Source organism: Streptomyces sp. NPDC045956 (assembly GCF_056430705.1).
In genome coordinates, this window is record NZ_JBWKKZ010000017.1 from 31,927 (window position 1) to 53,115 (window position 21,189).

Consider the following 21,189-nt stretch of genomic DNA (forward strand, 5'->3'; position numbering starts at 1 on the left):
CGGACCTTGACCCGAGCGCTTCACCCGTACCCGAGGGCGTGCAGCCGCGCGTCGTCGATGCCGAAGTGGTGCGCGATCTCGTGGACCACCGTCACCTCGGTCTCGGCCACCACGTCCTCACGGGTCTCGCAGAAGCGCAGCGTCGGCCCCCGGTAGATGGTGATCCGGTCCGGCAGCACGCCGGCGTACCACTCCCCGCGCTCCGTCAGCGGCGTCCCCTCGTACAGCCCAAGCAGCTCGGGGTCGTCCGCCGGCGGCTCGTCCTCGACGAACACGGCGACGTTGTCCATCAGCCGCGTCAACTCCGGCGGAATCCGGTCCAGGGCCTCGGCGACCAGTTCCTCGAACTCCTCGCGCGTCATCTCCAGCACAGGCCCATTGTCGGGTACGACCGTGGAGTACGACACAGCCGTCCGCGGGCACCCCGCACCCCACCCCGTGCGGCGGCCGCGAGCCGGCGTCCGCATACCCGCCCCGGGGCCTGGGCATACGGGCCCAATGGCTCGCGTCCCCGCCGCCGTCCCGCACGTCCTGGCCGAGGTGATGAACCCCATCCGCAACGCCCCGCGCGCCCTGTTCCGCCGCCGCCCCCGGACCCACCGGGCTGCCGCGGCGCCGGAACTCGCCCCCCGGCCGCGTCCCTGGACCCGCGCCGTCGGTCTCGTCACCGTCGTGCTGCTCGGCGCCTGGCTGGGGCTGCTGGTCGTGGGGGACGTCCGCGTCCCCGTCGGCCCCATGAACACGACCATGACGTTGCGCCCCTCCGTCAGCGGCGGCACGAAGATCAACGTCTCCCCGCTGGGCGCTCTCCGCCTGGACAGCCACATCGCCCCGGTCCGCCTCGACGTCAACGTGGACCAACTCGACCCCGACCGCGCTCAGGCCCTGGTCGACCACCCCGAACGCCTCTCCGGTCTCCAGGACGAGGTCGCCCGGGACGTCGCGCACGGCACGCTCGACCTCGCCGTCCGTTCCTGCGTCGCCGTGGTCACCGGCGCCACCGCCCTCGGGCTGGCGGTCTACCGCCGCCCGCGCCCCGCGCTGGCCGCCGGCGGCATGGCCCTCACCCTGCTGGTCGCCTCCGGCGGCACCGCCTACGCGACCCTGAACCCCGACTCCGTCCTGGAACCGAAGTTCTCCGGCCTGCTCTCCTCCGCACCCTCCCTCGTCGGCAACGCGCGCAGCATCGTGACCGAGTTCGACATCTACCAGAAGGAACTGGCCCGCCTGGTCACGAACGTCACCAAGCTCTACGACGTCACCTCCACCCTCCCCGCCTACCAGCCCGACCCGACCACGATCCGCGTCCTGCACGTGTCGGACATCCACCTGAACCCGGCGAGCTGGAAGATCATCGCCTCGCTGGTGGAGCAGTACGAGGTGAACGTGATCGTCGACTCGGGCGACACCATGGACCACGGCACCGCCGCGGAGAACAGCTTCCTGGACCCCGTCGAGGATCTCGGCGCCCCCTACGTCTGGGTCCGCGGCAACCACGACTCCCGCGTCACCCAGGAGTACCTCGAGGGCCTGAAGAACACGCACGTCCTGGACGACGGCCGGGCGCGGAACGTCGCGGGCCTGCGCTTCGCCGGCATCGGCGACCCGCAGTTCACCCCCGACCGCTCGCGACCGGAAGGTGCCGAGGCGTCCCAGGAACTGGCCGGCGCCCGCCTGGCCTCGGCCCTGCGCGACCAGCGTGCGGCCGGCACCCCCGTCGACGTGGCCGTCGCCCACGAACCGTCGGCGGCCCGCCAGGTCGACGGCGAGGTCCCGCTGGTCCTCGCCGGGCACGTCCACCGCGAGGACATGGAGGTCATGAAGTACGGCACCCGCCTGCGCATCGAGGGCTCCACCGGCGGCAGCGGCCTGCGCGCGGTCGAGGGCAAGCACCCCGACCCCATCCAGGCGTCGATCCTGTACTTCGACCGGGACAGCCGGCGGCTCCAGGCCTGGGACGAGATCAAACTCGGTGGCCTGGGCCTGACGACGGCCGAGGTGAGCCGGCACCTCCCCAAGGAGAACCAGCCCGGCGCGACCCCGAGCCCCACCGGCCCGGCCCCGTCCTCCACCGGCACGCGCCCCGCGGCCTCGGGCAGCGGCCCGTCCCCGACCGGCCCCACCCCCACCCGGCCGTAAACCGTTTTGGCGATAGCTCCCGCCATCCCATATGCTTCTCACGTCCCCGACGCGCTGCGAAGCGCCCAGGCGGGCCGATAGCCCTCATCGTCTAGCGGCCTAGGACGCCGCCCTTTCAAGGCGGTAGCACGGGTTCGAATCCCGTTGGGGGCACGCAGTACGGTGTGCGACACTGTCGTACACAAGCTTGGTCCTGTGGAGCAGTTTGGAGTGCTCGCCACCCTGTCAAGGTGGAGGCCGCGGGTTCAAATCCCGTCAGGACCGCTGAGGTTTCACGTGAAACCTCGCGGCTGGGTAGCTCAGTTGGTACGAGCGATCGCCTGAAAAGCGATAGGTCGCCGGTTCGACCCCGGCCCCAGCCACATTCAACCCCCGTCGAGATCATCGACGGGGGTTTTGTGTCGCCCGGTGACGGGCGCAGTGCCGAGGCCGGAGTGCCCGGGCGGAAATGGCTCGCCAGGATTTTCTCGGGGATGAGATCCTGGAACCCGTATGTCTACGCACCCCGCCCCCGCGCTCGGCACCCTCGCCCCCCGGCTGACCGAGCTGTCCCTGCGCGACGCGCACCGGCTCGGCCGGCGGCTCGAAGGCGCGCGGAAGATCCGCAAGCCGGAGGCCCGCGCCGCCGTCCTCGCCGAGATCGACGCAGAGGTGACCAAGGCCGAGCAGCGCATCGGTGAACGCCGGTCCCGTGTGCCCGCCGTCAGCTACCCCGAGCAGCTGCCCGTCAGCCAGAAGAAGGACGTGATCGCGGAGGCCATCCGCGATCATCAGGTCGTCATCGTCGCCGGTGAGACCGGGTCCGGCAAGACGACCCAGATCCCGAAGATCTGCGTGGAGCTGGGCCGGGGCGTGCGCGGCATGATCGGCCACACCCAGCCGCGGCGGATCGCCGCGCGCACCGTCGCCGAACGCGTGGCGGACGAGCTGGACACGCCCCTGGGCGAGGCCGTCGGCTGGAAGGTGCGCTTCACCGACCAGGTGAACCCGGACGCCACGTTCATCAAGCTGATGACGGACGGCATCCTGCTCGCCGAGATCCAGACCGACCGTGAACTGCGCGCCTACGACACGATCATCATCGACGAGGCCCACGAGCGGTCCCTCAACATCGACTTCCTGCTGGGCTACCTCGCCCAGCTGCTGCCCAAGCGGCCGGATCTGAAGGTCGTCATCACCTCGGCGACGATCGATCCGGAGCGCTTCTCCCGGCACTTCGGCGACGCGCCGATCATCGAGGTGAGCGGACGGACGTACCCGGTGGAGGTGCGGTACCGGCCGCTGCTGGAGGAGGACGGCGACGACGCCGACCGGGACCAGATCACCGCGATCACCGACGCCGTCGAGGAGCTGATGGCGGAGGGGAAGGGTGACATCCTCGTCTTCCTCTCCGGAGAGCGGGAGATCCGGGACACCGCCGACGCGCTGGAGAAGAAGAAGTACCGGTTCACGGAGGTGCTGCCGCTCTACGCGCGGCTGTCGCACGCCGAACAGCACCGGGTGTTCCAGCAGCACACCGGACGCAGGATCGTTCTGGCGACCAACGTCGCCGAGACCTCGCTGACCGTGCCCGGCATCAAGTACGTCATCGATCCCGGGTTCGCCCGGATCTCCCGGTACAGCCACCGCACCAAGGTGCAGCGCCTGCCGATCGAGCCGGTCTCGCAGGCCAGCGCCAACCAGCGCAAGGGCCGCTGCGGGCGGACCAGCGACGGCATCTGCATCCGGCTGTACTCCGAGGACGACTTCGAGGCGCGCCCGGAGTTCACCGACGCGGAGATCCTCCGCACGAACCTCGCCTCCGTCATCCTCCAGATGACCGCCGCCGGCCTCGGCGACATCGAGAAGTTCCCCTTCATCGACCCGCCGGACCACCGCAACATCCGCGACGGCGTGCAGCTCCTCCAGGAGCTGGGCGCGCTGGACCCGGCGCAGAAGGACGTACGCAAGCGGCTCACCGACACCGGCCGGAAGCTGGCCCAGCTGCCCGTCGACCCCCGGCTGGCCCGGATGGTCCTGGAGGCCGACCGCAACGGCTGTGTCCGCGAGGTCATGGTCATAGCGGCGGCGCTGTCCATCCAGGACCCGCGGGAGCGGCCGTCCGAGAAGCAGGCCCAGGCCGACCAGCAGCACGCCCGCTTCAAGGACGAGACCAGCGACTTCCTGGCCTTCCTGAACCTGTGGCGGTACGTGCGGGAGCAGCAGAAGGAGCGCGGCTCGTCGTCCTTCCGCCGGATGTGCAAGCAGGAGTACCTCAACTTCCTGCGCATCCGCGAATGGCAGGACATCTACACGCAGCTGCGCACGGTCGCCAAGCAGATGGGCATCCACCTCAACGAGGAGGACGCCCCCGACGACCGCGTCCACGTGTCGCTGCTGGCCGGGCTCCTCTCCCACGTCGGCATGAAGGACGTGAAGGACGCCGGAGGCGAGGGCGGGAGGAGCACGGGCAAGAACGAGTACCTGGGCGCCCGGAACGCCAAGTTCGCGATCTTCCCCGGCTCCGCGCTCTTCAAGAAGCCCCCGCGGTTCGTGATGTCCGCCGAGCTGGTGGAGACCTCCCGCCTGTGGGCCCGCGTCAACGCGCGGATCGAGCCGGAGTGGGTCGAGCCCCTCGCCGGGCACCTCCTCAAGCGCACCTACAGCGAGCCCCACTGGGAGAAGGACCAGGCGGCCGTGATGGCCTACGAGAAGGTCACGCTGTACGGCGTGCCGATCGTGGCCCAGCGCAAGGTGAACTACGGGCGCATCGACCCGGAGGCCAGCCGGGAGCTGTTCATCCGCAACGCCCTGGTCGAGGGCGACTGGCGCACGCACCACAAGTTCTTCGCGGACAACCGCCGGCTGCTCACCGAGGTCGAGGAGCTGGAGCACCGCGCCCGGCGCCGGGACATCCTGGTCGACGACGAGACCCTCTACGACTTCTACGACCAGCGGGTGCCCGAGCACGTCGTCTCCGGCGCGCACTTCGACTCCTGGTGGAAGCACAAGCGGCACGAGCAGCCCGACTTCCTCGACTTCGAGCGCGAGATGCTCATCAACGAGAAGGCGGGGGCGGTCACCAAGGACGACTACCCGGACTCGTGGCGTCAGGGGCAGCTGAAGTTCCGGGTGACGTACCAGTTCGAGCCGGGCGCGGACGCCGACGGCGTGACCGTGCACGTTCCGCTCCAGGTGCTCAACCAGGTCACGGACGAGGGCTTCGACTGGCAGATCCCCGGTCTGCGCGAGCAGGTCGTCACGGAGCTGATCCGCTCCCTGCCCAAGCCGGTCCGCCGCAACTACGTACCGGCGCCGGACTACGCGCAGAAGTTCCTGCGGCGGGCCGTGCCGCTCCAGGAGCCGCTGACGGTGACCATGGCGCGCGAGCTGCGCCGGATGGTCGGAGTGCCGTTCGACGCGGAGGACTTCGACTGGTCGCGGGTCCCGGACCACCTGAAGATCACTTTCCGGATCGTCGACGAGCGGCGCCGCAAACTGGCCGAGGACAAGGACCTGGAGGCCCTGAAGCTGCGGCTGAGGCCCAAGGCGCGCAAGGCGCTGTCGCAGGCCGCCGCCGCCACCGCGGAGCGCAGCGGCGGCGAGTCCCTGGAGCGCACGGGGCTGACGGACTGGACGATCGGCACCCTGACGCGCGTCTTCGAGACGCGCCGCGCCGGACAGCCGGTGAAGGCCTACCCGGCTCTGGTGGACGACGGGCCGACGGCGAACACCGTCTCGGTACGGCTCTTCGACACGGAGGCCGAGCAGGCGCAGGCGATGTGGAAGGGCACGCGCCGGCTGATCCTGCGCAACATCCCGGTGAATCCGGCGAAGTTCGCGTCCGAGAAGCTGACCAACCAGCAGAAGCTCGGGCTGTCCGCCAATCCGCACGGTTCGATCCAGGCGCTGTTCGACGACTGCGCCACGGCGGCGGCGGACCGGCTGATCGCCGACTTCGGCGGACCGGCGTGGGACGAGGAGTCCTACCGGAAGCTCTACGACAAGGTCCGCGCGGAGATCGTCGACACGACCGTCCGCACGGTGGGCCAGGTGCAGCAGGTGCTGGCGGCCTGGCAGGCCTGCGAGCGCCGCCTGAAGGCCGTACGGAGCCCCGCGCTGCTGGCCAACCTCCAGGACGTACGGGGGCAGCTGGACGCGCTGGTGAAGCCCGGCTTCGTCACGGAGGCGGGCATCAGGCGCCTGCCGGACCTGATGCGGTATCTGGTCGCCGCGGACCGGCGGCTCCAGCAGATGCCGACCGGGGTCCAGCGGGACACGTCCCGGATGGAGAAGGTCCACGAGATGCGGGACGAGTACGCGTGGCTGCTGGAGCAGCTGCCCCAGGGGCGGCCGGTGCCGCGGCAGGTGCTGGAGGTCCGCTGGATGATCGAGGAGCTCCGGGTCAGCTATTTCGCGCACGCGCTGGGCACGGCCTACCCCGTCTCCGACAAGCGGATCGTCAAGGCCATCGACGCCCTCGCACCGTGACCAGGGCCGTACGGAGGGTGAGTTCGACCCAGGGGCTCGCCCTCCTGTAGAGTCTCGTCTCGCAGCGCAACGCAGAAACAAGCGCCGCAAAACCTGGTCCTGTGGAGCAGTTTGGAGTGCTCGCCACCCTGTCAAGGTGGAGGCCGCGGGTTCAAATCCCGTCAGGACCGCAGCAAGGGCCCGCGCCGATCGGTGCGGGCCCTTTTCGTTGCCCCGGACCCGGTCCGGTCCGGCCAAGGGCCGTGCGCCCGCGGCGCCCAAGCGCCCCGTGGGACCGCGCCGCCCCCTTCGTACGCCCGAACCCCGCCCCACGCCCACCGGAGGCCCTCAGCGCCCCCTGGTGGCCTTGACGGCGTCACATTCCCTCGGTACTTCAGAGACAGGGCACGTTCTCCGCGCGGTCCCCGGAGGTGGCGCATGGCGGCATCGGTCAGGCACGAGACACGGGCCCTGCTCCGCGCGCACCTGGCGGCCGCGTCGTCGTACCGCCACCTGACGCGGCACTGCCCGATCTGCCACCGGCTGCTGCGACTGGCGCTGGACTCGTCCGCCCCACAGTCTCCGACGGAGCGTCAAGAGGGCCTCGAGGACGAGAGCGCTCCCACCGCCTGAGGGGTGCCGCCCCCAACACCCTTGCCACGCCGCCTTGCTGGAGTTCACGTCTCCTCTAGCGCACGGACGCCGGGGCCAACAAGCGGAGGACGGTGTGACGGGTGTCACCGCATGAGTTTCTGGAACCGTGGCACTTATGGCTCCCCTACAACGGGTCCATTTAATATGTGCAATTGCACTACCTCTACGCGGCCCTCGCACAGCTGATCCGACACCCCTCCCCAGACTCCGACAAGGCCGCTCACAGAGCCGCCCGACGGTCCTCCCCCGGCCACAGGACCGCACACAAAAAAGATCGCGCTGGACCCGGCGGAGTCCAGCGCGATCCACGACGCACCCCTGTTGGGGCAGGAACGGCATCGTGTTGAGCTGTGGTTCCGAGCGCCTCGGCGGGTTGGGGGACCTGCCGTTCTGCCCGGTTATTCAGTTGTTCAGGCCTCGCTGCGCTGCTGCGGAATGCCCGCGAGCAGAGCGCGGACCTCGGCTTCGCGGTAGCGGCGATGCCCGCCGAGCGTGCGGATCGACGTGAGCTTGCCGGCCTTCGCCCAGCGCGTGACCGTCTTCGGGTCGACGCGGAACATGGTGGCGACCTCAGCCGGGGTCAGCAGCGGCTCGGCATCAGGGGTGCGAGCGGTCATGAGCGGCCTCCTCGGGAGAACCGAACCTTCTCGGTTCTTTCCTTTAAATTCTGCACCTTGACCCGCGTTGCCCGAAATGGCGGACACGGGTCGAGTCGGTTATAGGACGAACGGCTTGTCCTCGGCACTACAACTACACCATCCGTCCAGCCGCGTCGGCCAAACCGATGGAATTGCCCTCCCAGGTGTTCATCAGCGACGGAAGCCGATGGACCATGCCATAGCGGACAGTCACGCCACTGTGACGATCAGTCACAGGGCGATCAGGAGTCACCAGACCCCCCAAAGCGTGCAATGCTGCGATTCCGCCCACAGTGCATCACAGCAGGACGGACGGAGCCCTCCCCGGACTCCTTGTCCTATTTTGGCATGAGGAGGGGGAAGGGGCGCAAGAGTGATGTACGTGCGGTCCGTCACGCTTGACGCTTACGCCCGGATCGGGACCTACGTCCCTTGTTGACGAAACATCAGCCCACTCGAGCCACGTGTCGGAGCGGAAGACGAAACCCCACATCGGGCGGTACGTCAAACGTCAGTTCGCGGACCGCCGGTCCCGGACCGCCCGCCAGCGCTCCACGAGCCGCCCGTACGCCGCCCCCGCCGCCGCCCCGTCACCGTGGCGCAGTGCCTCGATGCCCTCGGCCACGTCGGCGGCCGAGTGGTCGTCCTCCAGCTCACCGGACGGCACCGCGTGCACCAGCCCTCCGTAGTCCAGTTCCACCAGCGAACGCGGGTGGAACTCCTCCAGCCAGCGCCCCACGTCCACCAGACCGTCGATGAGCGGTCCCTCGTCCATGGCCTCCCGCAGCGCCCGCAGGCCCCGGGCGACCCGTCGGCGGGCCTGCACCATCGGCGTCCGGTACCGCAGCACCGGCGCGGCCGCCCCCTCGCCGTCGCCGGCCTTCTCGTACTCCCGCTCCGCGTCGGAGACCAGGACGAACCAGTTGATCGGCACCTGCCAGGTGGCGGTGCGGATCCAGGGGCGGGCGTCCGGGTTGCGCCGCAGCCAGCGCTCGTAGTCCTGGGCGCTCTGCCGGCGCACGACCGGGGGCAGCAGGGCGTCGAGGACGGGCTCGGGGAAGTCCTCCGGCAGCTCCTCCAGCGCCAGCCAGCCGCGCAGCCGGGTCCGCCACGGGCAGACGCAGACCACCCCGTCGACCTCGGTCACGAACGCGTCCGCGCTCTCGTGCACCGGGACGGGGACGGGCGGGACGGGCAGCAGGTCCGCGAGGGAGCGGCGCAGCTCGTCCTGGTAGGTGGGCAGGTCGGTTCGGCGGGCGTAGCGGGTCCAGTGGCCGCGCTCGTCCTCCGGGAAGGCGGCCAGCGGCTCGTACACGCGCAGGTACGCCGCGTACGGGACGATCACCGAGGACACCTTGGGCACGCCTGCTCCCTCCCCCGCGCGACGCTGCGAAAACCTGCGTCGGTCGATCACAAACGCGCGGGAACCTCTGCAAATCGTCGCACGCGTGTACTCCGTGCGGAGGTGATCCTGAGCACTGTGCGGCGGGCGGCCACCGCCAGGCCCTAATCTCGTGCCACAGTCCCCGCCACCCGCACGGGGACCCGTCTCCACCCGCCGCACCTACACAGGAGTCACCACCGTGACCGACGTAACCGGCGCACCTGCTGATGTCCTCCACACCCTGTTCCACTCGGAGCTGGGGGGCCATGAGCAAGTCGTGCTCTGCCAGGACCGTGCCAGCGGCCTGAAGGCCGTCATCGCCCTCCACTCCACCGCCCTGGGCCCCGCGCTCGGCGGTACGCGCTTCTACCCGTACGCGAACGAGGCGGAGGCCGTCACCGACGCGCTGAACCTCGCCCGCGGCATGTCGTACAAGAACGCCATGGCCGGCCTCGAGCACGGCGGCGGCAAGGCCGTGATCATCGGCGACCCGGAGCAGATCAAGTCGGACGAGCTGCTGCTCGCCTACGGCCGGTTCGTCGCCTCGCTCGGCGGCCGGTACGTCACCGCCTGCGACGTCGGCACGTACGTCGCCGACATGGACGTCGTGGCGCGCGAGTGCCGCTGGACGACGGGCCGCTCCCCGGAGAACGGCGGCGCGGGGGACTCCTCCGTGCTGACCGCCTTCGGCGTCTACCAGGGCATGCGGGCCTGTGCCCAGCACCTGTGGGGCGACCCGACACTGCGCGACCGCACCGTCGGTGTCGCGGGCGTCGGCAAGGTAGGCCACCACCTGGTCGAGCACCTGCTCGCCGAGGGGGCCCACGTGGTCGTCACCGATGTGCGCAAGGACGTCGTCCGCGCGCTCACCGAGCGGCACCCGTCGGTGATCGCCGTCGCCGACACCGACGCGCTGATCCGGGTCGAGAACCTCGACATCTACGCCCCCTGCGCGCTCGGCGGCGCCCTGGACGACGAGACGGTGCCCGTGCTGACCGCGCGCGTGGTGTGCGGCGCGGCCAACAACCAGCTCGCCCACCCGGGCGTGGAGAAGGACCTCGCCGACCGCGGCATCCTCTACGCGCCGGACTACGTGGTGAACGCCGGCGGTGTCATCCAGGTCGCCGACGAGCTGCACGGCTTCGACTTCGAGCGGTGCAAGGAGAAGGCGGCGAAGATCTTCGACACCACGCTCGCCATCTTCGCACGTGCGAATGAGGACGGTATCCCGCCGGCCGCCGCGGCCGACCGGATCGCCGAGCAGCGGATGGCGGAGGCGCGCTCCCGGGTGTGATCCCGCGGTGATCGGGAAGGCGTTCCGAAGCTGTGAGCGGTACCTGCCGGGGGGCACTTGGAGAGAACTCTCACTTCTCCCGGCGGGTCGACCGCCGAAAGGTGGTTAAAATCGCCTTTGACCAGCGAGGACGGGGCGCCTCGAAGGTCATGGGCGTAGCCACGTCCTACGGGCGACGTACCGTATGGGCGTGGGCTCAGGTACCGTGGAAGCCCTACGGACCGGTCTCTCCACGGAGAGTCCGTGCCGGACCATGAACGCGTGTCAAGACTCTGGGGCCGTCGAGCCCCGTCGTTGAGGGGGTCGAGCCATGGGGCGCGGCCGGGCCAAGGCCAAGCAGACGAAGGTCGCCCGCCAGCTGAAGTACAACAGCGGTGGGACTGATCTCTCCCGCCTGGCCGAGGAGCTGGGCGCATCGCCGTCGAATTCGCAACCGCCGAATGGCGAGCAATTCGAGGACGATGAGCAGGACGATGACGTGTACGCGCGGTACGCCGACCTCTATGGGGACGACGACCAGGACGAGGACGGCCAGTCCCCGCAACAGCGACGCGGCGCTTGACCCTGCACGGAACACTCACCCGGTCGGTGACTCAGGTCACCGACCGGGTTTAGTGCTACCCGCACGGCCGCCGGGCTCTCAGCCGGCGTAGTCGCCGACGAGCGCGGCGCCCGTCGCGTGGTCGCCGCGGTCGGTGATCTCACCGGCCACCCAGGCGTCCACTCCGCGGTCGGCCAGGGTCGTCAGGGCGACGTCCGTCGACTCCTCGGGCACGATCGCGATCATGCCCACGCCCATGTTCAGGGTCTTCTCCAGCTCCAGGCGTTCCACCCGGCCCGTCGTGCCGACGAGGTCGAAGATCGCGCCCGGGGTCCAGGTGGAGCGGTCCACGACGGCGTGCAGGCCGTCGGGGATCACGCGGGCCAGGTTGGCGGCGAGACCGCCTCCCGTGACGTGGCTGAAGGCGTGGACCTCGGCGGTGCGGGTGAGGGCCAGGCAGTCCAGCGAGTAGATCTTGGTCGGCTCCAGCAGTTCCTCGCCGAGGGTGCGGCCGAGGCCGTCCAGGTGCGCGTCCAGGGCCAGCCCGGCCTCGTTCAGCAGGACGTGGCGGACGAGCGAGTACCCGTTCGAGTGAAGCCCCGAGGAGGCCATGGCGATCACCGCGTCACCCGTACGGATGCGATCCGGGCCGAGCAGCCGGTCGGCCTCCACGACGCCCGTGCCGGCGCCGGCGACGTCGAAGTCGTCCGCGCCCAGCAGGCCGGGGTGCTCGGCCGTCTCGCCGCCGACCAGGGCGCAGCCGGCCAGCACGCAGCCCTCGGCGATGCCCTTGACGATGGCGGCGACACGCTCGGGGTGGACCTTGCCCACGCAGATGTAGTCGGTCATGAAGAGCGGCTCGGCACCGCAGACCACGATGTCGTCCATGACCATGGCGACCAGGTCGTGGCCGATGGTGTCGTAGACGCCCAGCTGCCGGGCGATGTCGACCTTGGTGCCGACGCCGTCGGTGGCGGAGGCGAGCAGGGGGCGCTCGTAGTTCTTGAGGGCGGAGGCGTCGAAGAGGCCGGCGAAACCGCCGAGGCCGCCGAGGACCTCGGGGCGCTGCGTCTTCTTCACCCACTCCTTCATGAGCTCGACGGCGCGGTCGCCCGCCTCGATGTCGACACCTGCGGTCTTGTAGGAGGCTGCTGCGCTGCTGGCACCAGTTGTGTCAGGCATGACGATGAGAACCTTCGTGTCGTACGGCAGGTATTGCGGACGGCTACGGGCGACGGATGGCGTCGGCGGCGGCCGTGGCGGCGGGCCCGGCGGCCAGCTCGGTCTCCAGGAGCTGCTTGCCGAGCAGCTCGGGGTCGGGGAGCTCCATCGGGTACTCGCCGTCGAAGCAGGCGCGGCACAGGTTCGGCTTGGCGATCGTGGTCGCCTCGATCATGCCGTCGATGGAGATGTAGGCCAGGGAGTCGGCGCCGAGCGAGGTGCCGATCTCCTCGATGCTCATGCCGTTGGCGATCAGCTCGGCGCGGGTGGCGAAGTCGATGCCGAAGAAGCAGGGCCACTTCACGGGCGGGGAGGAGATCCGGATGTGGACCTCGGCGGCGCCTGCCTCGCGGAGCATGCGGACCAGGGCCCGCTGGGTGTTGCCGCGGACGATGGAGTCGTCGACGACGACCAGCCGCTTGCCCTTGATGACTTCCTTCAAGGGGTTCAGCTTCAGGCGGATGCCGAGCTGGCGGATGGTCTGCGAGGGCTGGATGAAGGTGCGGCCCACATAGGCGTTCTTCACCAGGCCGTTGCCGAAGGGGATGCCGGAGGCCTCGGCGTACCCGATCGCGGCGGGGGTGCCGGATTCCGGGGTCGCTATGACCAGGTCGGCGTCGGCGGGGGCCTCCGCGGCCAGCTTGCGGCCCATCTCGACGCGCGAGAGGTACACGTTCCGGCCGGCGATGTCGGTGTCCGGGCGGGCCAGGTACACGTACTCGAAGACACAGCCCTTGGGCTTCGCTTCTGCGAATCGCGAGGTGCGCAGGCCGTTCTCGTCGATGGCGACGAACTCGCCCGGCTCGATCTCGCGGACGTAGGAGGCGCCGCAGATGTCGAGGGCGGCGGACTCCGAGGCGACCACCCAGCCGCGCTCCAGCCGGCCGAGGACCAGCGGGCGGATGCCCTGGGGGTCCCGGGCGGCGTAGAGGGTGTGCTCGTCCATGAAGACGAGGCTGAAGGCGCCCATGACCTGGGGAAGGACCTTGTGAGCGGCCTCCTCGATGGTCAGCGGCTTGCCGTCCTCGTCGACCTGGGCCGCGAGGAGCGCGGTCAGCAGGTCCGTGTCGTTGGTCGCCGCGACCCGCGTCGAGCGGCCGTCCTGCTTGGGCAGGTCGGCGACCATCTCGGCGAGCTGGGCGGTGTTGACGAGGTTGCCGTTGTGCCCGAGCGCGATGGAGCCCTGCGCGGTGGCACGGAACGTCGGCTGGGCGTTCTCCCACACGGAGGCACCGGTGGTCGAGTAGCGGGCGTGTCCGACCGCGATGTGACCCTGGAGCGAACCGAGCGAGGTCTCGTCGAAGACCTGGGAGACCAGTCCCATGTCCTTGAAGACGAGGATCTGTGAGCCGTTGCTGACCGCGATTCCCGCGGATTCCTGGCCTCGATGCTGGAGGGCGTAGAGCCCGAAGTAGGAGAGTTTTGCGACCTCTTCACCGGGAGCCCAGACACCGAAGACGCCGCATGCGTCCTGGGGGCCCTTCTCGCCCGGAAGCAGATCGTGATTGAGTCGACCGTCACCACGTGGCACGCCTCCGAGTGTAGGCGAGGTCGACCACTGGTCCGAATTGGGTACGGCGGCTCACCCGGGGATCACCGATCGGCGAAGGCCCGGACGGTCGTGCCGTCCTTGCTGGTCAGCGTGAGGGTCTCGTGGTCGATGCGGTACTCGACCGTCCCGCCGAAGAGCCGCAGCAGGCGCTTCTCGGCGTCCATGAGTGAGCCTTCGCACATCATTCGGGTGGTGGACGGGGCGCCGAGGGTGATACTGCCGTCGCTGACGGTGGCCTTGGCGTTGACGTGGTTGCAGGGGAGCCGGCCGACGACGGTCTTCGCGTCCCGGTCGAAGGTGAGGTGGGCGGTGCCCCGCAGTCCGGGGGCGGTGACGGTCCACCGGGTGCCGTGGAGGGAGGCCTCCTCGGGCCTGCTCAGCCGGACGGTGTCGCCGTCGGAGGTGGTGAGCGTCAGGCGTTCGCCCTTGTTCTCGGTGGTGAGGGAGCCGTCGGCGAGGGCGCGGCCGAGGGACTTCTCGAAGTCCGCCGGGGTCTTGTCGCAGGCCTTCTCGGTGAACATGGCGTCGCTGACCCGCACGCGCCCGCCCTCGACGGTCGCGCGGGCGCCGAAGGTGTTGCAGCCGGTGCTGCCCACCGCCTCGCCGCTCTCCTCGATCCGGACGTGCGCCGAGTCCGGCGCCTGGTGGGTGGTGCCGTCGACGGTGACGCTGTCGATGCTCCAGCGGACACCGGTGAGGGGTTCGCCGGCACCGACGGAGCCACTGCCACTGTCGGCCTTCTCGCCGCCGCAGGCCGCCGCGAGCGGCACGAGCGCGGCGAGCGCCACCACGGTCAGGGTCACGTTGCGCTGCTGCTTCTGCCTGTACATGCCGATTCGACGGACGTGCGGAGGGTTGGGTTCCCCTCGGCCGCGATCCGTTCTCAGCCGAGGAGGGGCAGCAGCGCCCCGAGGTCGGCCCGCTCGCCGCTCGCGCGCACCTGCCCCCCGGTCACCGCGTCCTTCCAGGCGAGCCGGCCGGACGCCAGCCGGACCCAGGTCAGCGGGTCGGTCTCGACGACGTTGGGCGGGGTGCCGCGGGTGTGCCGGGGCCCCTCGACGCACTGCACCACGGCGTACGGCGGGATGCGCACCTCGGTCGAGCCGCCGGGCGCCCTGGCGGCGAGCGCGTCGGCCAGCAGCCGGGTCGCGGCGGCCAGGGCCTGCCGGTCGTAGGGGATGTCGAGGCCGGGGACGGCCGCGGCGAGGTCGTCGGTGTGGACGACCAGCTCCACGGTGCGCGTGACCACGTAGTCGTCCAGCGGCAGGGCGCCCGCCCGGGTGGCCAGCAGCCGGCTCCCGGGGTGGGCGGCGAGGGCGTCGGTGAAGCGCCGCTCCACGTCGGCGAGGTGGGCGTCGAGGTCGGGGTGGTCCGCCGCGAGGCGCCGGGCGGTAGCGGCGATGGGCTCCGCGTCGGCGGCGGTCGCGAACGGCCAGTCGAGCAGGCGGGCGTCCTGGCGCGCGGGTTCGGGCTCGTCGAGCAGCCGGGGCACGGCGGAGAGCGCCGCGCCGAGGTGCGCGAGCAGTTCCCGTACGGTCCAGTCGCCGAGCCGGGTCGGCAGGGCGAGCTGTTCGGGGGTGAGGCCGCGGGCGGCGGCCCGTACGTGGGCGAACTGGGCCAGCACGGCGGTGCGGGTCCGGGCGGGGTCGTAGGCGCGGGCGCGTCTCCTGGCGGGCGGCATGGCGGCGAGCCTAGTCGGCGCGGAAGGCGGAGCCCTCGGGGAGGACGAGGTCCGTGCAGTGGCGGCGGGCGGTGACGTCGTCGACGTAGGCGCGGAAGACCTGCTCCGCCTGGGGGGTCACCAGCCGGTGGTAGCCGAGGGCGAGGGTCATGGTGTGGATCTGCGGTCGGCCGTCGCAGACGGAGGAGGCCCACCAGACCGGGTCCTCGCCGCTGCGTCCGGCGCGGCCGGGGGTCGCGGGCTCGGGCTCCTCGCGCAGGTCGGTACTGGTGAGCAGGACGTTCTTCGCCTCCTCGCCGGCGTACGTGTGCAGGGAGACGAACCACCGGCCGGGACGGTCGGGGCGGACGAGGTACTCGTGGTCGTCCGCCTCGGCGAGGTGGAGCGCGCTCGCCCCGTCCTCGCCGAGCACGAGCCCGCACCGCTCGTCCCACAGCCGGTCGTCCGTGCGGCTCTCGACGACCTGGTCCGGCAGCCCGGCCCGGCGGGCGAAGCCGCCCTCGCGGTAGAAGGCGCAGGTGCCCTCGGCACGGGCGGCCGGTACCGGGCCCTCGGGCAGCGCGGGGATGTCCTCGGGCGGGTCGGGGAGCCGGTCGGCGCAGCCCAGGCGGCCGGCGAGGTTGTTGGCGGTGAGCACGGCGGTCTCGGCGAGGACGGCGCGGTCGTCGGCGCGCAGTTGCCCGCCGTCGAGGAAGCGCGGCGCGGGGCTCTGGAGCGAGGCCCGGGCCCACAGGGCCGCGACCGGACGGCCGTTCAGCCGGCCTTCGGGGCACGGCAGCTGGACGACGACGTCGGAGTCGGTGACCCGGCCCGCGATGCCGCCGCCGAGCGGCTGGTCGGGGTGGGTGGGGCCGCCCCCGCTGTCGACGAGGTCCTCCAGCGGGCCGTCGGCGACGAGGGGCCGCTCGTCGGGCAGCACACCCACGGCGCCCGTGAAGAACCACCGCCCGCCCCGCTCCTCGCCGTCCTTCCGCCCGGCCCCGGTGCTGAAGATCTCGCAGTCCTGGGCGGCCTGGGCACCGAGGTCGATCACGCCCTCCTCGGCATCGCGGTGGGTGATCGTGCCGCCGGCCGGGGAGAGCGCCAGCACCCGCCCGGCCGGGACGAGGCCGTCGCAGGCCGCGTCGATCTGCCGGCGGGCGTCCCACACCCGCCAGATCTCGTGCCCGCTCCAGCCGACGGCGACCACGGCCGCCAGGCAGAGCAGGACGTTCACGGTCGTGCGCACACCGTCCGGCACCCGCATCGCTCCCGTTCCCCGTTCCCCCGTGGTGCGGCCGCTTCCGCCCGGTGACCGCGCGACGAAGCTAGCAGCCGTGGCCGGCGGGGTGACCGGCGTGTCCTGGGTGGGCCCGGCGTGCACCGTCCGCCCGCCCCTCCCGCCTCTCCGGGCGACCGGGCCCGGGTGCGGAACCGCCGAAGCCCCCGTCCGGCGGACCGGGCGGGGGCTTCGGAGGGCGGGCGGCCGTCAGGCCAGCAGCGCCGGGATCGTGCCCTCGTGGGCCTCGCGCAGCTCGGCCAGGGGGAGCGCGAACTCGCCCTGGACCTCCACCGCGTCCCCGTCCACGACACCGACGCGGGTGGCGGGCAGGCCGCGCGCGCCGCACATGTCGGTGAAACGCAGCTCCTCCGAGCGCGGGACGGCGACGACCGCGCGGCCCGCCGACTCCGAGAACAGGAAGGTGAAGGCGTCGAGCCCGTCCGGTACGACCAGACGCGCGCCCTTGCCCCCGAGCAGCGCCGACTCGACGACCGCCTGGACCAGACCGCCGTCGGACAGGTCGTGCGCGGAGTCGATCATGCCGTCGCGGGAGGCGGAGATCAGGATCTCGCCGAGCAGCCGCTCGCGCTCCAGGTCGACCTTCGGGGGCAGGCCGCCGAGGTGGTCGTGGATCACCTGGGACCAGGCCGAGCCGCCGAACTCCTCACGCGTGTCGCCGAGGAGGTACAGCAGGTGCCCCTCCTCCTGGAAGGCGACCGGTGTGCGGCGGGCCACGTCGTCGATGACGCCGAGCACCGCGACCACCGGCGTCGGGTGGATGGCGGCCTCGCCGGTCTGGTTGTACAGCGAGACGTTGCCGCCGGTCACCGGGGTGCCGAGCTGGAGGCAGCCGTCCGCCAGACCGCGCACGGCCTCCGCGAACTGCCACATGACCGCCGGGTCCTCCGGCGAGCCGAAGTTCAGGCAGTCCGAGACGGCGAGCGGCTTGGCGCCGGTCGTCGCCACGTTGCGGTAGGCCTCCGCGAGGGCCAGCTGCGCGCCCGTGTACGGGTCGAGCTTGGCGTAGCGGCCGTTGCCGTCCGTGGCGATCGCGACGCCGAGGCCGGTCTCCTCGTCCACGCGGATCATGCCGGAGTCCTCGGGCTGGGCGAGGACGGTGTTGCCCTGCACGAAGTGGTCGTACTGCTGGGTGATCCACTTCTTGGACGCCTGGTTCGGGGAGCCGACCAGCTTCAGGACCTGGTCCTTGAGCTGCTCGCCCGTCTCCGGCCGGGGCAGCTTGTTCGCGTCGTCGGCCTGGAGGGCGTCCTGCCACTCGGGGCGGGCGTAGGGGCGCTCGTAGACCGGGCCCTCGTGGGCGACCGTGCGCGGGTCGACGTCGACGATCTTGCCGCCGTGCCAGTAGATCTCCAGGCGGTCGCCGTCGGTCACCTCACCGATGACGGTGGCGATGACGTCCCACTTCTCGCAGATCTCCAGGAAGCGGTCGACCTTGCCGGGCTCGACGACCGCGCACATCCGTTCCTGCGACTCGCTCATGAGGATCTCCTCGGGCGAGAGCGTGGAGTCGCGCAGGGGGACGTCGTCCAGGGTGACGCGCATGCCGCCGGAGCCGTTGGAGGCCAGCTCGGAGGTGGCGCAGGACAGGCCGGCCGCGCCGAGGTCCTGGATGCCGACGACCAGCTTCTCGGCGAACGCCTCCAGGGTGCACTCGATGAGGAGCTTCTCCTGGAAGGGGTCGCCGACCTGGACGGCGGGGCGCTTGGAGGGCTTGGCGTCGTCGAAGGTCTCGGAGGCCAGGATCGAGGCGCCGCCGATGCCGTCGCCGCCGGTGCGGGCCCCGTACAGGATGACCTTGTTGCCCGCGCCGGACGCCTTGGCGAGGTGGATGTCCTCGTGCCGCATGACGCCGATGGCACCGGCGTTGACCAGCGGGTTGCCCTGGTAGCAGGCGTCGAAGACGACCTCACCGCCGATGTTGGGCAGCCCCAGGCAGTTGCCGTAGCCGCCGATGCCGGCGACGACGCCGGGCAGGACGCGCTTGGTGTCGGGGTGGTCGGCGGCGCCGAAGCGCAGGGGGTCCACGACGGCGACCGGGCGGGCGCCCATCGCGATGATGTCGCGGACGATGCCGCCCACACCCGTGGCCGCGCCCTGGTAGGGCTCCACGTAGGAGGGGTGGTTGTGCGACTCGACCTTGAAGGTGACCGCGTAGCCCTGGCCGACGTCGACGACACCGGCGTTCTCGCCGATGCCGACGAGCATCGCGTCGGACTCGGGGGCCTTCTCGCCGAACTGGCGCAGGTGGACCTTGCTGCTCTTGTACGAGCAGTGCTCGGACCACATGACGGAGTACATGGCCAGCTCCGCCCCGGTGGGGCGGCGGCCGAGGATCTCCACGACCCGCTCGTACTCGTCCTTCTTCAGGCCCAGCTCGGCCCAGGGCAGCTCGACGTCGGGGGTCTCGGCCGCGTGCTCGACCGTGTCCAGAGGCGTCCGGCTCATGCGTTGACCAGCTTCTTGAGGATCGACGTGAAGAAGGGGAGGCCGTCGGTGCGGCCGGTGCCGATCAGCGGCTCGACGGCGTGCTCGGGGTGCGGCATGAGACCGACGACGTTCCCGGCGGCGTTGGTGATGCCGGCGATGTCGTTGAGCGAGCCGTTCGGGTTGAAGTCGACGTAACGGAAGGCGACCCGTCCCTCGGCCTCCAGCTCGTCCAGCGTGCGCCGGTCGGCGACGTAGCGCCCGTCCATGTTCTTCAGCGGGATGTGGATCTCCTGACCGGCGCTGTAGTCGCTGGTCCAGGAGGTGTCCGCGTTCTCCACCCGCAGCTTCTGGTCGCGGCAGATGAAGTGCAGGTGGTCGTTGCCGAGCATCCCGCCGGGCAGCAGGTGGGCCTCCGTGAGGATCTGGAAGCCGTTGCAGATACCGAGCACCGGGAGGCCGGCCTTCGCCTGGTCGATGAGGGTGTCCATCACCGGCGAGAAGCGCGCGATGGCGCCGGCCCGCAGATAGTCGCCGTACGAGAAACCGCCGCAGAGCACGACGGCGTCGACCTGCTTGAGGTCCTTGTCCTTGTGCCAGAGGGCGACGGGTTCGGCGCCGGCGACGCGGATCGCACGCTGCGTGTCCCGGTCGTCGAGACTGCCGGGGAAAGTGACGACGCCAATACGAGCGGTCACTTCGCGGCTCCCGCGACCACGTCATCGGACTCGACCTTGACGGTGAAGTCCTCGATCACGGTGTTGGCGAGGAAGGATTCCGCAAGATCATGGATGCGGGCGAGGGCGGCGTCGTCGACCGGCCCGTCCACTTCCAGTTCGAATCGCTTTCCCTGACGTACGTCCGAGATCCCCTCGAAACCCAGCCGCGGCAGTGCGCGCTGCACCGCCTGGCCCTGGGGGTCGAGGATCTCCGGCTTGAGCATGACGTCGACTACGACGCGTGCCACTGGCACTCCCGGTGTGTGGTGCTGAGCAGGTCCCTTCAGACTACCCGTACAAAATTTCTACGCGCGTAGCATTGTAGGAAACTACGTGAGCCCCATCACGATCGGGCATCGGACGGAGGCGTCTTCGAAAAACTTCGGGAAAGATCCCGGATCGGGCTCGGTGGCCTATTGCGCGGGGACACGCGGGAGGATTTAGTCGAGCTTCCCATTGCAATGCCGGGCACTGTACAAATGAAATGTCATTAGCCGATACTTTGCCCAATTACAGGCGAACAGTCGGCATCATCGCGACGTCCTGGCACGTCACCGCGGAGATGCCGCACGAAGGGACCGATATTCGTGGCGCAGCGTGTCGTGGTCACTCTCTTTGACGACATCGACGGCTCGGAAGCGGCGGAGACGATCGCCTTCGGTGTCGACGGCCGGATGTACGAGATCGACCTGAACGAAGCCAATGCCCGGAAACTGCGCACGGCTCTCGAGCCGTACGTGTCGGCCGGCCGCAAGCGGTCGCGCTCCGGCAAGGCGTACCGGCAGACGGAGGTCGCCCCCGACCCGGCGGCGGTCCGGGCCTGGGCCCAGGCGAACAAGATGGACGTGCCCGCGCGGGGCCGGATCCCGAAGAAGGTGTACGAGGCGTTCGCCGAGGCGCAGTGAGCCGGGCGCGGCGGCTCGCCCACGCCGCTCGCGCCGCTCACGCCACTTTCGCCGGGGAGCGGCTCGCGGCCGCTCCCCGCACGCGGGCCGACGGCCGCTCAGCCGCCCCCCGCGGCAACCGACTTGCGCAGCACCCCGGGTGATCAGCTAAAGTCTGGAGCACGCCGAGGGGCGAGGCCGAAAGGCCCAGCTCACGGAACATGCGGGTGTAGTTCAGTAGTAGAACATCCCCCTTCCAGGGGGAAGGCGCAGTGTGCAATTCCTGTCACCCGCTCTGCATCGCCGTACCGATCATCGTATTCGATC

General features: G+C 70.6%; 17 protein-coding genes and 5 tRNA genes. 11 read left to right on the forward strand and 11 right to left on the reverse strand.

Going from position 1 to position 21,189, the window contains the following annotated elements:
• Positions 1-20: 20 nt before the first annotated feature.
• Positions 21-371 (reverse strand): metallopeptidase family protein, encoded by a 351-nt coding sequence (locus AC07FV_RS33015; protein WP_043383624.1) that lies wholly within the window; start codon positions 369-371, stop codon positions 21-23.
• Between the two features lie 127 nt (positions 372-498).
• On the opposite strand from AC07FV_RS33015, the gene AC07FV_RS33020 reads away from it, so the two are divergent.
• The 7 genes from AC07FV_RS33020 to AC07FV_RS33050 all read left to right on the forward strand — a co-directional run bounded on the left by AC07FV_RS33020 (position 499) and on the right by AC07FV_RS33050 (position 7,221).
• A complete protein-coding gene (locus tag AC07FV_RS33020) occupies positions 499-2,139 on the forward strand; it encodes a metallophosphoesterase family protein (protein WP_479091320.1) in 1,641 nt (546 codons plus the stop codon).
• A gap of 80 nt (positions 2,140-2,219) precedes the next feature.
• Positions 2,220-2,292: transfer RNA gene (locus AC07FV_RS33025), tRNA-Glu, on the forward strand.
• Positions 2,293-2,328: 36 nt separating this feature from the next.
• Positions 2,329-2,403: transfer RNA gene (locus AC07FV_RS33030), tRNA-Asp, on the forward strand.
• Positions 2,404-2,427: 24 nt separating this feature from the next.
• Positions 2,428-2,501, forward strand: a tRNA-Phe gene (locus tag AC07FV_RS33035).
• 130 nt (positions 2,502-2,631) lie between these two features.
• Positions 2,632-6,609: an ATP-dependent RNA helicase HrpA gene (hrpA, locus tag AC07FV_RS33040; RefSeq protein WP_479091321.1), complete on the forward strand. Its 3,978-nt coding sequence runs from the start codon at positions 2,632-2,634 to the stop codon at positions 6,607-6,609.
• A gap of 95 nt (positions 6,610-6,704) precedes the next feature.
• Positions 6,705-6,779 (forward strand) — tRNA-Asp (locus AC07FV_RS33045).
• 247 nt (positions 6,780-7,026) lie between these two features.
• The gene (locus AC07FV_RS33050; RefSeq protein WP_053133502.1) at positions 7,027-7,221 is read left to right on the forward strand and encodes a DUF6274 family protein; all 195 of its coding nucleotides are present in this window, start codon (positions 7,027-7,029) and stop codon (positions 7,219-7,221) included.
• 431 nt (positions 7,222-7,652) lie between these two features.
• On the opposite strand, the gene bldC is transcribed toward AC07FV_RS33050, so the two are convergent.
• Together bldC and AC07FV_RS33060 are read right to left on the reverse strand one after the other, a co-directional pair.
• On the reverse strand, positions 7,653-7,859 hold the full coding sequence (gene bldC, locus AC07FV_RS33055; RefSeq protein WP_003949541.1) for a developmental transcriptional regulator BldC: 207 nt from the start codon (positions 7,857-7,859) through the stop codon (positions 7,653-7,655).
• A gap of 532 nt (positions 7,860-8,391) precedes the next feature.
• Positions 8,392-9,243 (reverse strand): DUF8083 family protein, encoded by an 852-nt coding sequence (locus AC07FV_RS33060; RefSeq protein WP_479091323.1) that lies wholly within the window; start codon positions 9,241-9,243, stop codon positions 8,392-8,394.
• Between the two features lie 220 nt (positions 9,244-9,463).
• Between AC07FV_RS33060 and AC07FV_RS33065 the strand changes: the two genes are divergently transcribed.
• On the forward strand, positions 9,464-10,558 hold the full coding sequence (locus tag AC07FV_RS33065) for a Leu/Phe/Val dehydrogenase (protein ID WP_479091324.1): 1,095 nt from the start codon (positions 9,464-9,466) through the stop codon (positions 10,556-10,558).
• Between the two features lie 310 nt (positions 10,559-10,868).
• Positions 10,869-11,120 (forward strand): DUF3073 domain-containing protein, encoded by a 252-nt coding sequence (locus AC07FV_RS33070; RefSeq protein ID WP_053133512.1) that lies wholly within the window; start codon positions 10,869-10,871, stop codon positions 11,118-11,120.
• A 78-nt stretch (positions 11,121-11,198) separates the two neighbouring features.
• On the opposite strand, the gene purM is transcribed toward AC07FV_RS33070, so the two are convergent.
• The 8 genes from purM to purS form a co-directional block, all read right to left on the reverse strand.
• Positions 11,199-12,281, reverse strand: coding sequence for a phosphoribosylformylglycinamidine cyclo-ligase (gene purM, locus AC07FV_RS33075; protein ID WP_479091326.1), 1,083 nt, complete (start codon positions 12,279-12,281; stop codon positions 11,199-11,201).
• Positions 12,282-12,324: 43 nt separating this feature from the next.
• Positions 12,325-13,851 carry an amidophosphoribosyltransferase gene (gene purF / locus AC07FV_RS33080; RefSeq protein ID WP_479091327.1) on the reverse strand — a complete coding sequence of 509 codons (1,527 nt, stop codon included), beginning with the start codon at positions 13,849-13,851 and terminating at the stop codon, positions 12,325-12,327.
• A 62-nt stretch (positions 13,852-13,913) separates the two neighbouring features.
• On the reverse strand, positions 13,914-14,702 hold the full coding sequence (locus AC07FV_RS33085; protein WP_479091329.1) for an META domain-containing protein: 789 nt from the start codon (positions 14,700-14,702) through the stop codon (positions 13,914-13,916).
• 53 nt (positions 14,703-14,755) lie between these two features.
• Positions 14,756-15,553, reverse strand: a complete 798-nt coding sequence (locus AC07FV_RS33090) for a sterol carrier family protein (protein WP_479091330.1) — start codon at positions 15,551-15,553, stop codon at positions 14,756-14,758.
• A gap of 10 nt (positions 15,554-15,563) precedes the next feature.
• Entirely contained in the window at positions 15,564-16,781 is a 1,218-nt protein-coding gene (locus tag AC07FV_RS33095) for a hypothetical protein (RefSeq protein ID WP_479091331.1), read from the reverse strand.
• A gap of 240 nt (positions 16,782-17,021) precedes the next feature.
• Positions 17,022-19,280 (reverse strand): phosphoribosylformylglycinamidine synthase subunit PurL, encoded by a 2,259-nt coding sequence (purL, locus tag AC07FV_RS33100; protein ID WP_479091332.1) that lies wholly within the window; start codon positions 19,278-19,280, stop codon positions 17,022-17,024.
• Complete coding sequence (purQ, locus tag AC07FV_RS33105) at positions 19,277-19,957, reverse strand: phosphoribosylformylglycinamidine synthase subunit PurQ (protein ID WP_366767635.1); 681 nt, start codon at positions 19,955-19,957, stop codon at positions 19,277-19,279. Before purQ ends, purL begins: the two co-directional genes overlap by 4 nt.
• Positions 19,954-20,226 (reverse strand): phosphoribosylformylglycinamidine synthase subunit PurS, encoded by a 273-nt coding sequence (gene purS, locus AC07FV_RS33110; RefSeq protein WP_063482444.1) that lies wholly within the window; start codon positions 20,224-20,226, stop codon positions 19,954-19,956. Before purS ends, purQ begins: the two co-directional genes overlap by 4 nt.
• Before the next feature lie 339 nt (positions 20,227-20,565).
• On the opposite strand from purS, the gene AC07FV_RS33115 reads away from it, so the two are divergent.
• Both AC07FV_RS33115 and AC07FV_RS33120 read left to right on the forward strand, forming a co-directional pair.
• Positions 20,566-20,883: a histone-like nucleoid-structuring protein Lsr2 gene (locus AC07FV_RS33115; RefSeq protein ID WP_479091333.1), complete on the forward strand. Its 318-nt coding sequence runs from the start codon at positions 20,566-20,568 to the stop codon at positions 20,881-20,883.
• A gap of 202 nt (positions 20,884-21,085) precedes the next feature.
• A tRNA-Gly gene (locus AC07FV_RS33120) sits at positions 21,086-21,157 on the forward strand.
• The last annotated feature ends 32 nt before the right edge of the window (positions 21,158-21,189 follow it).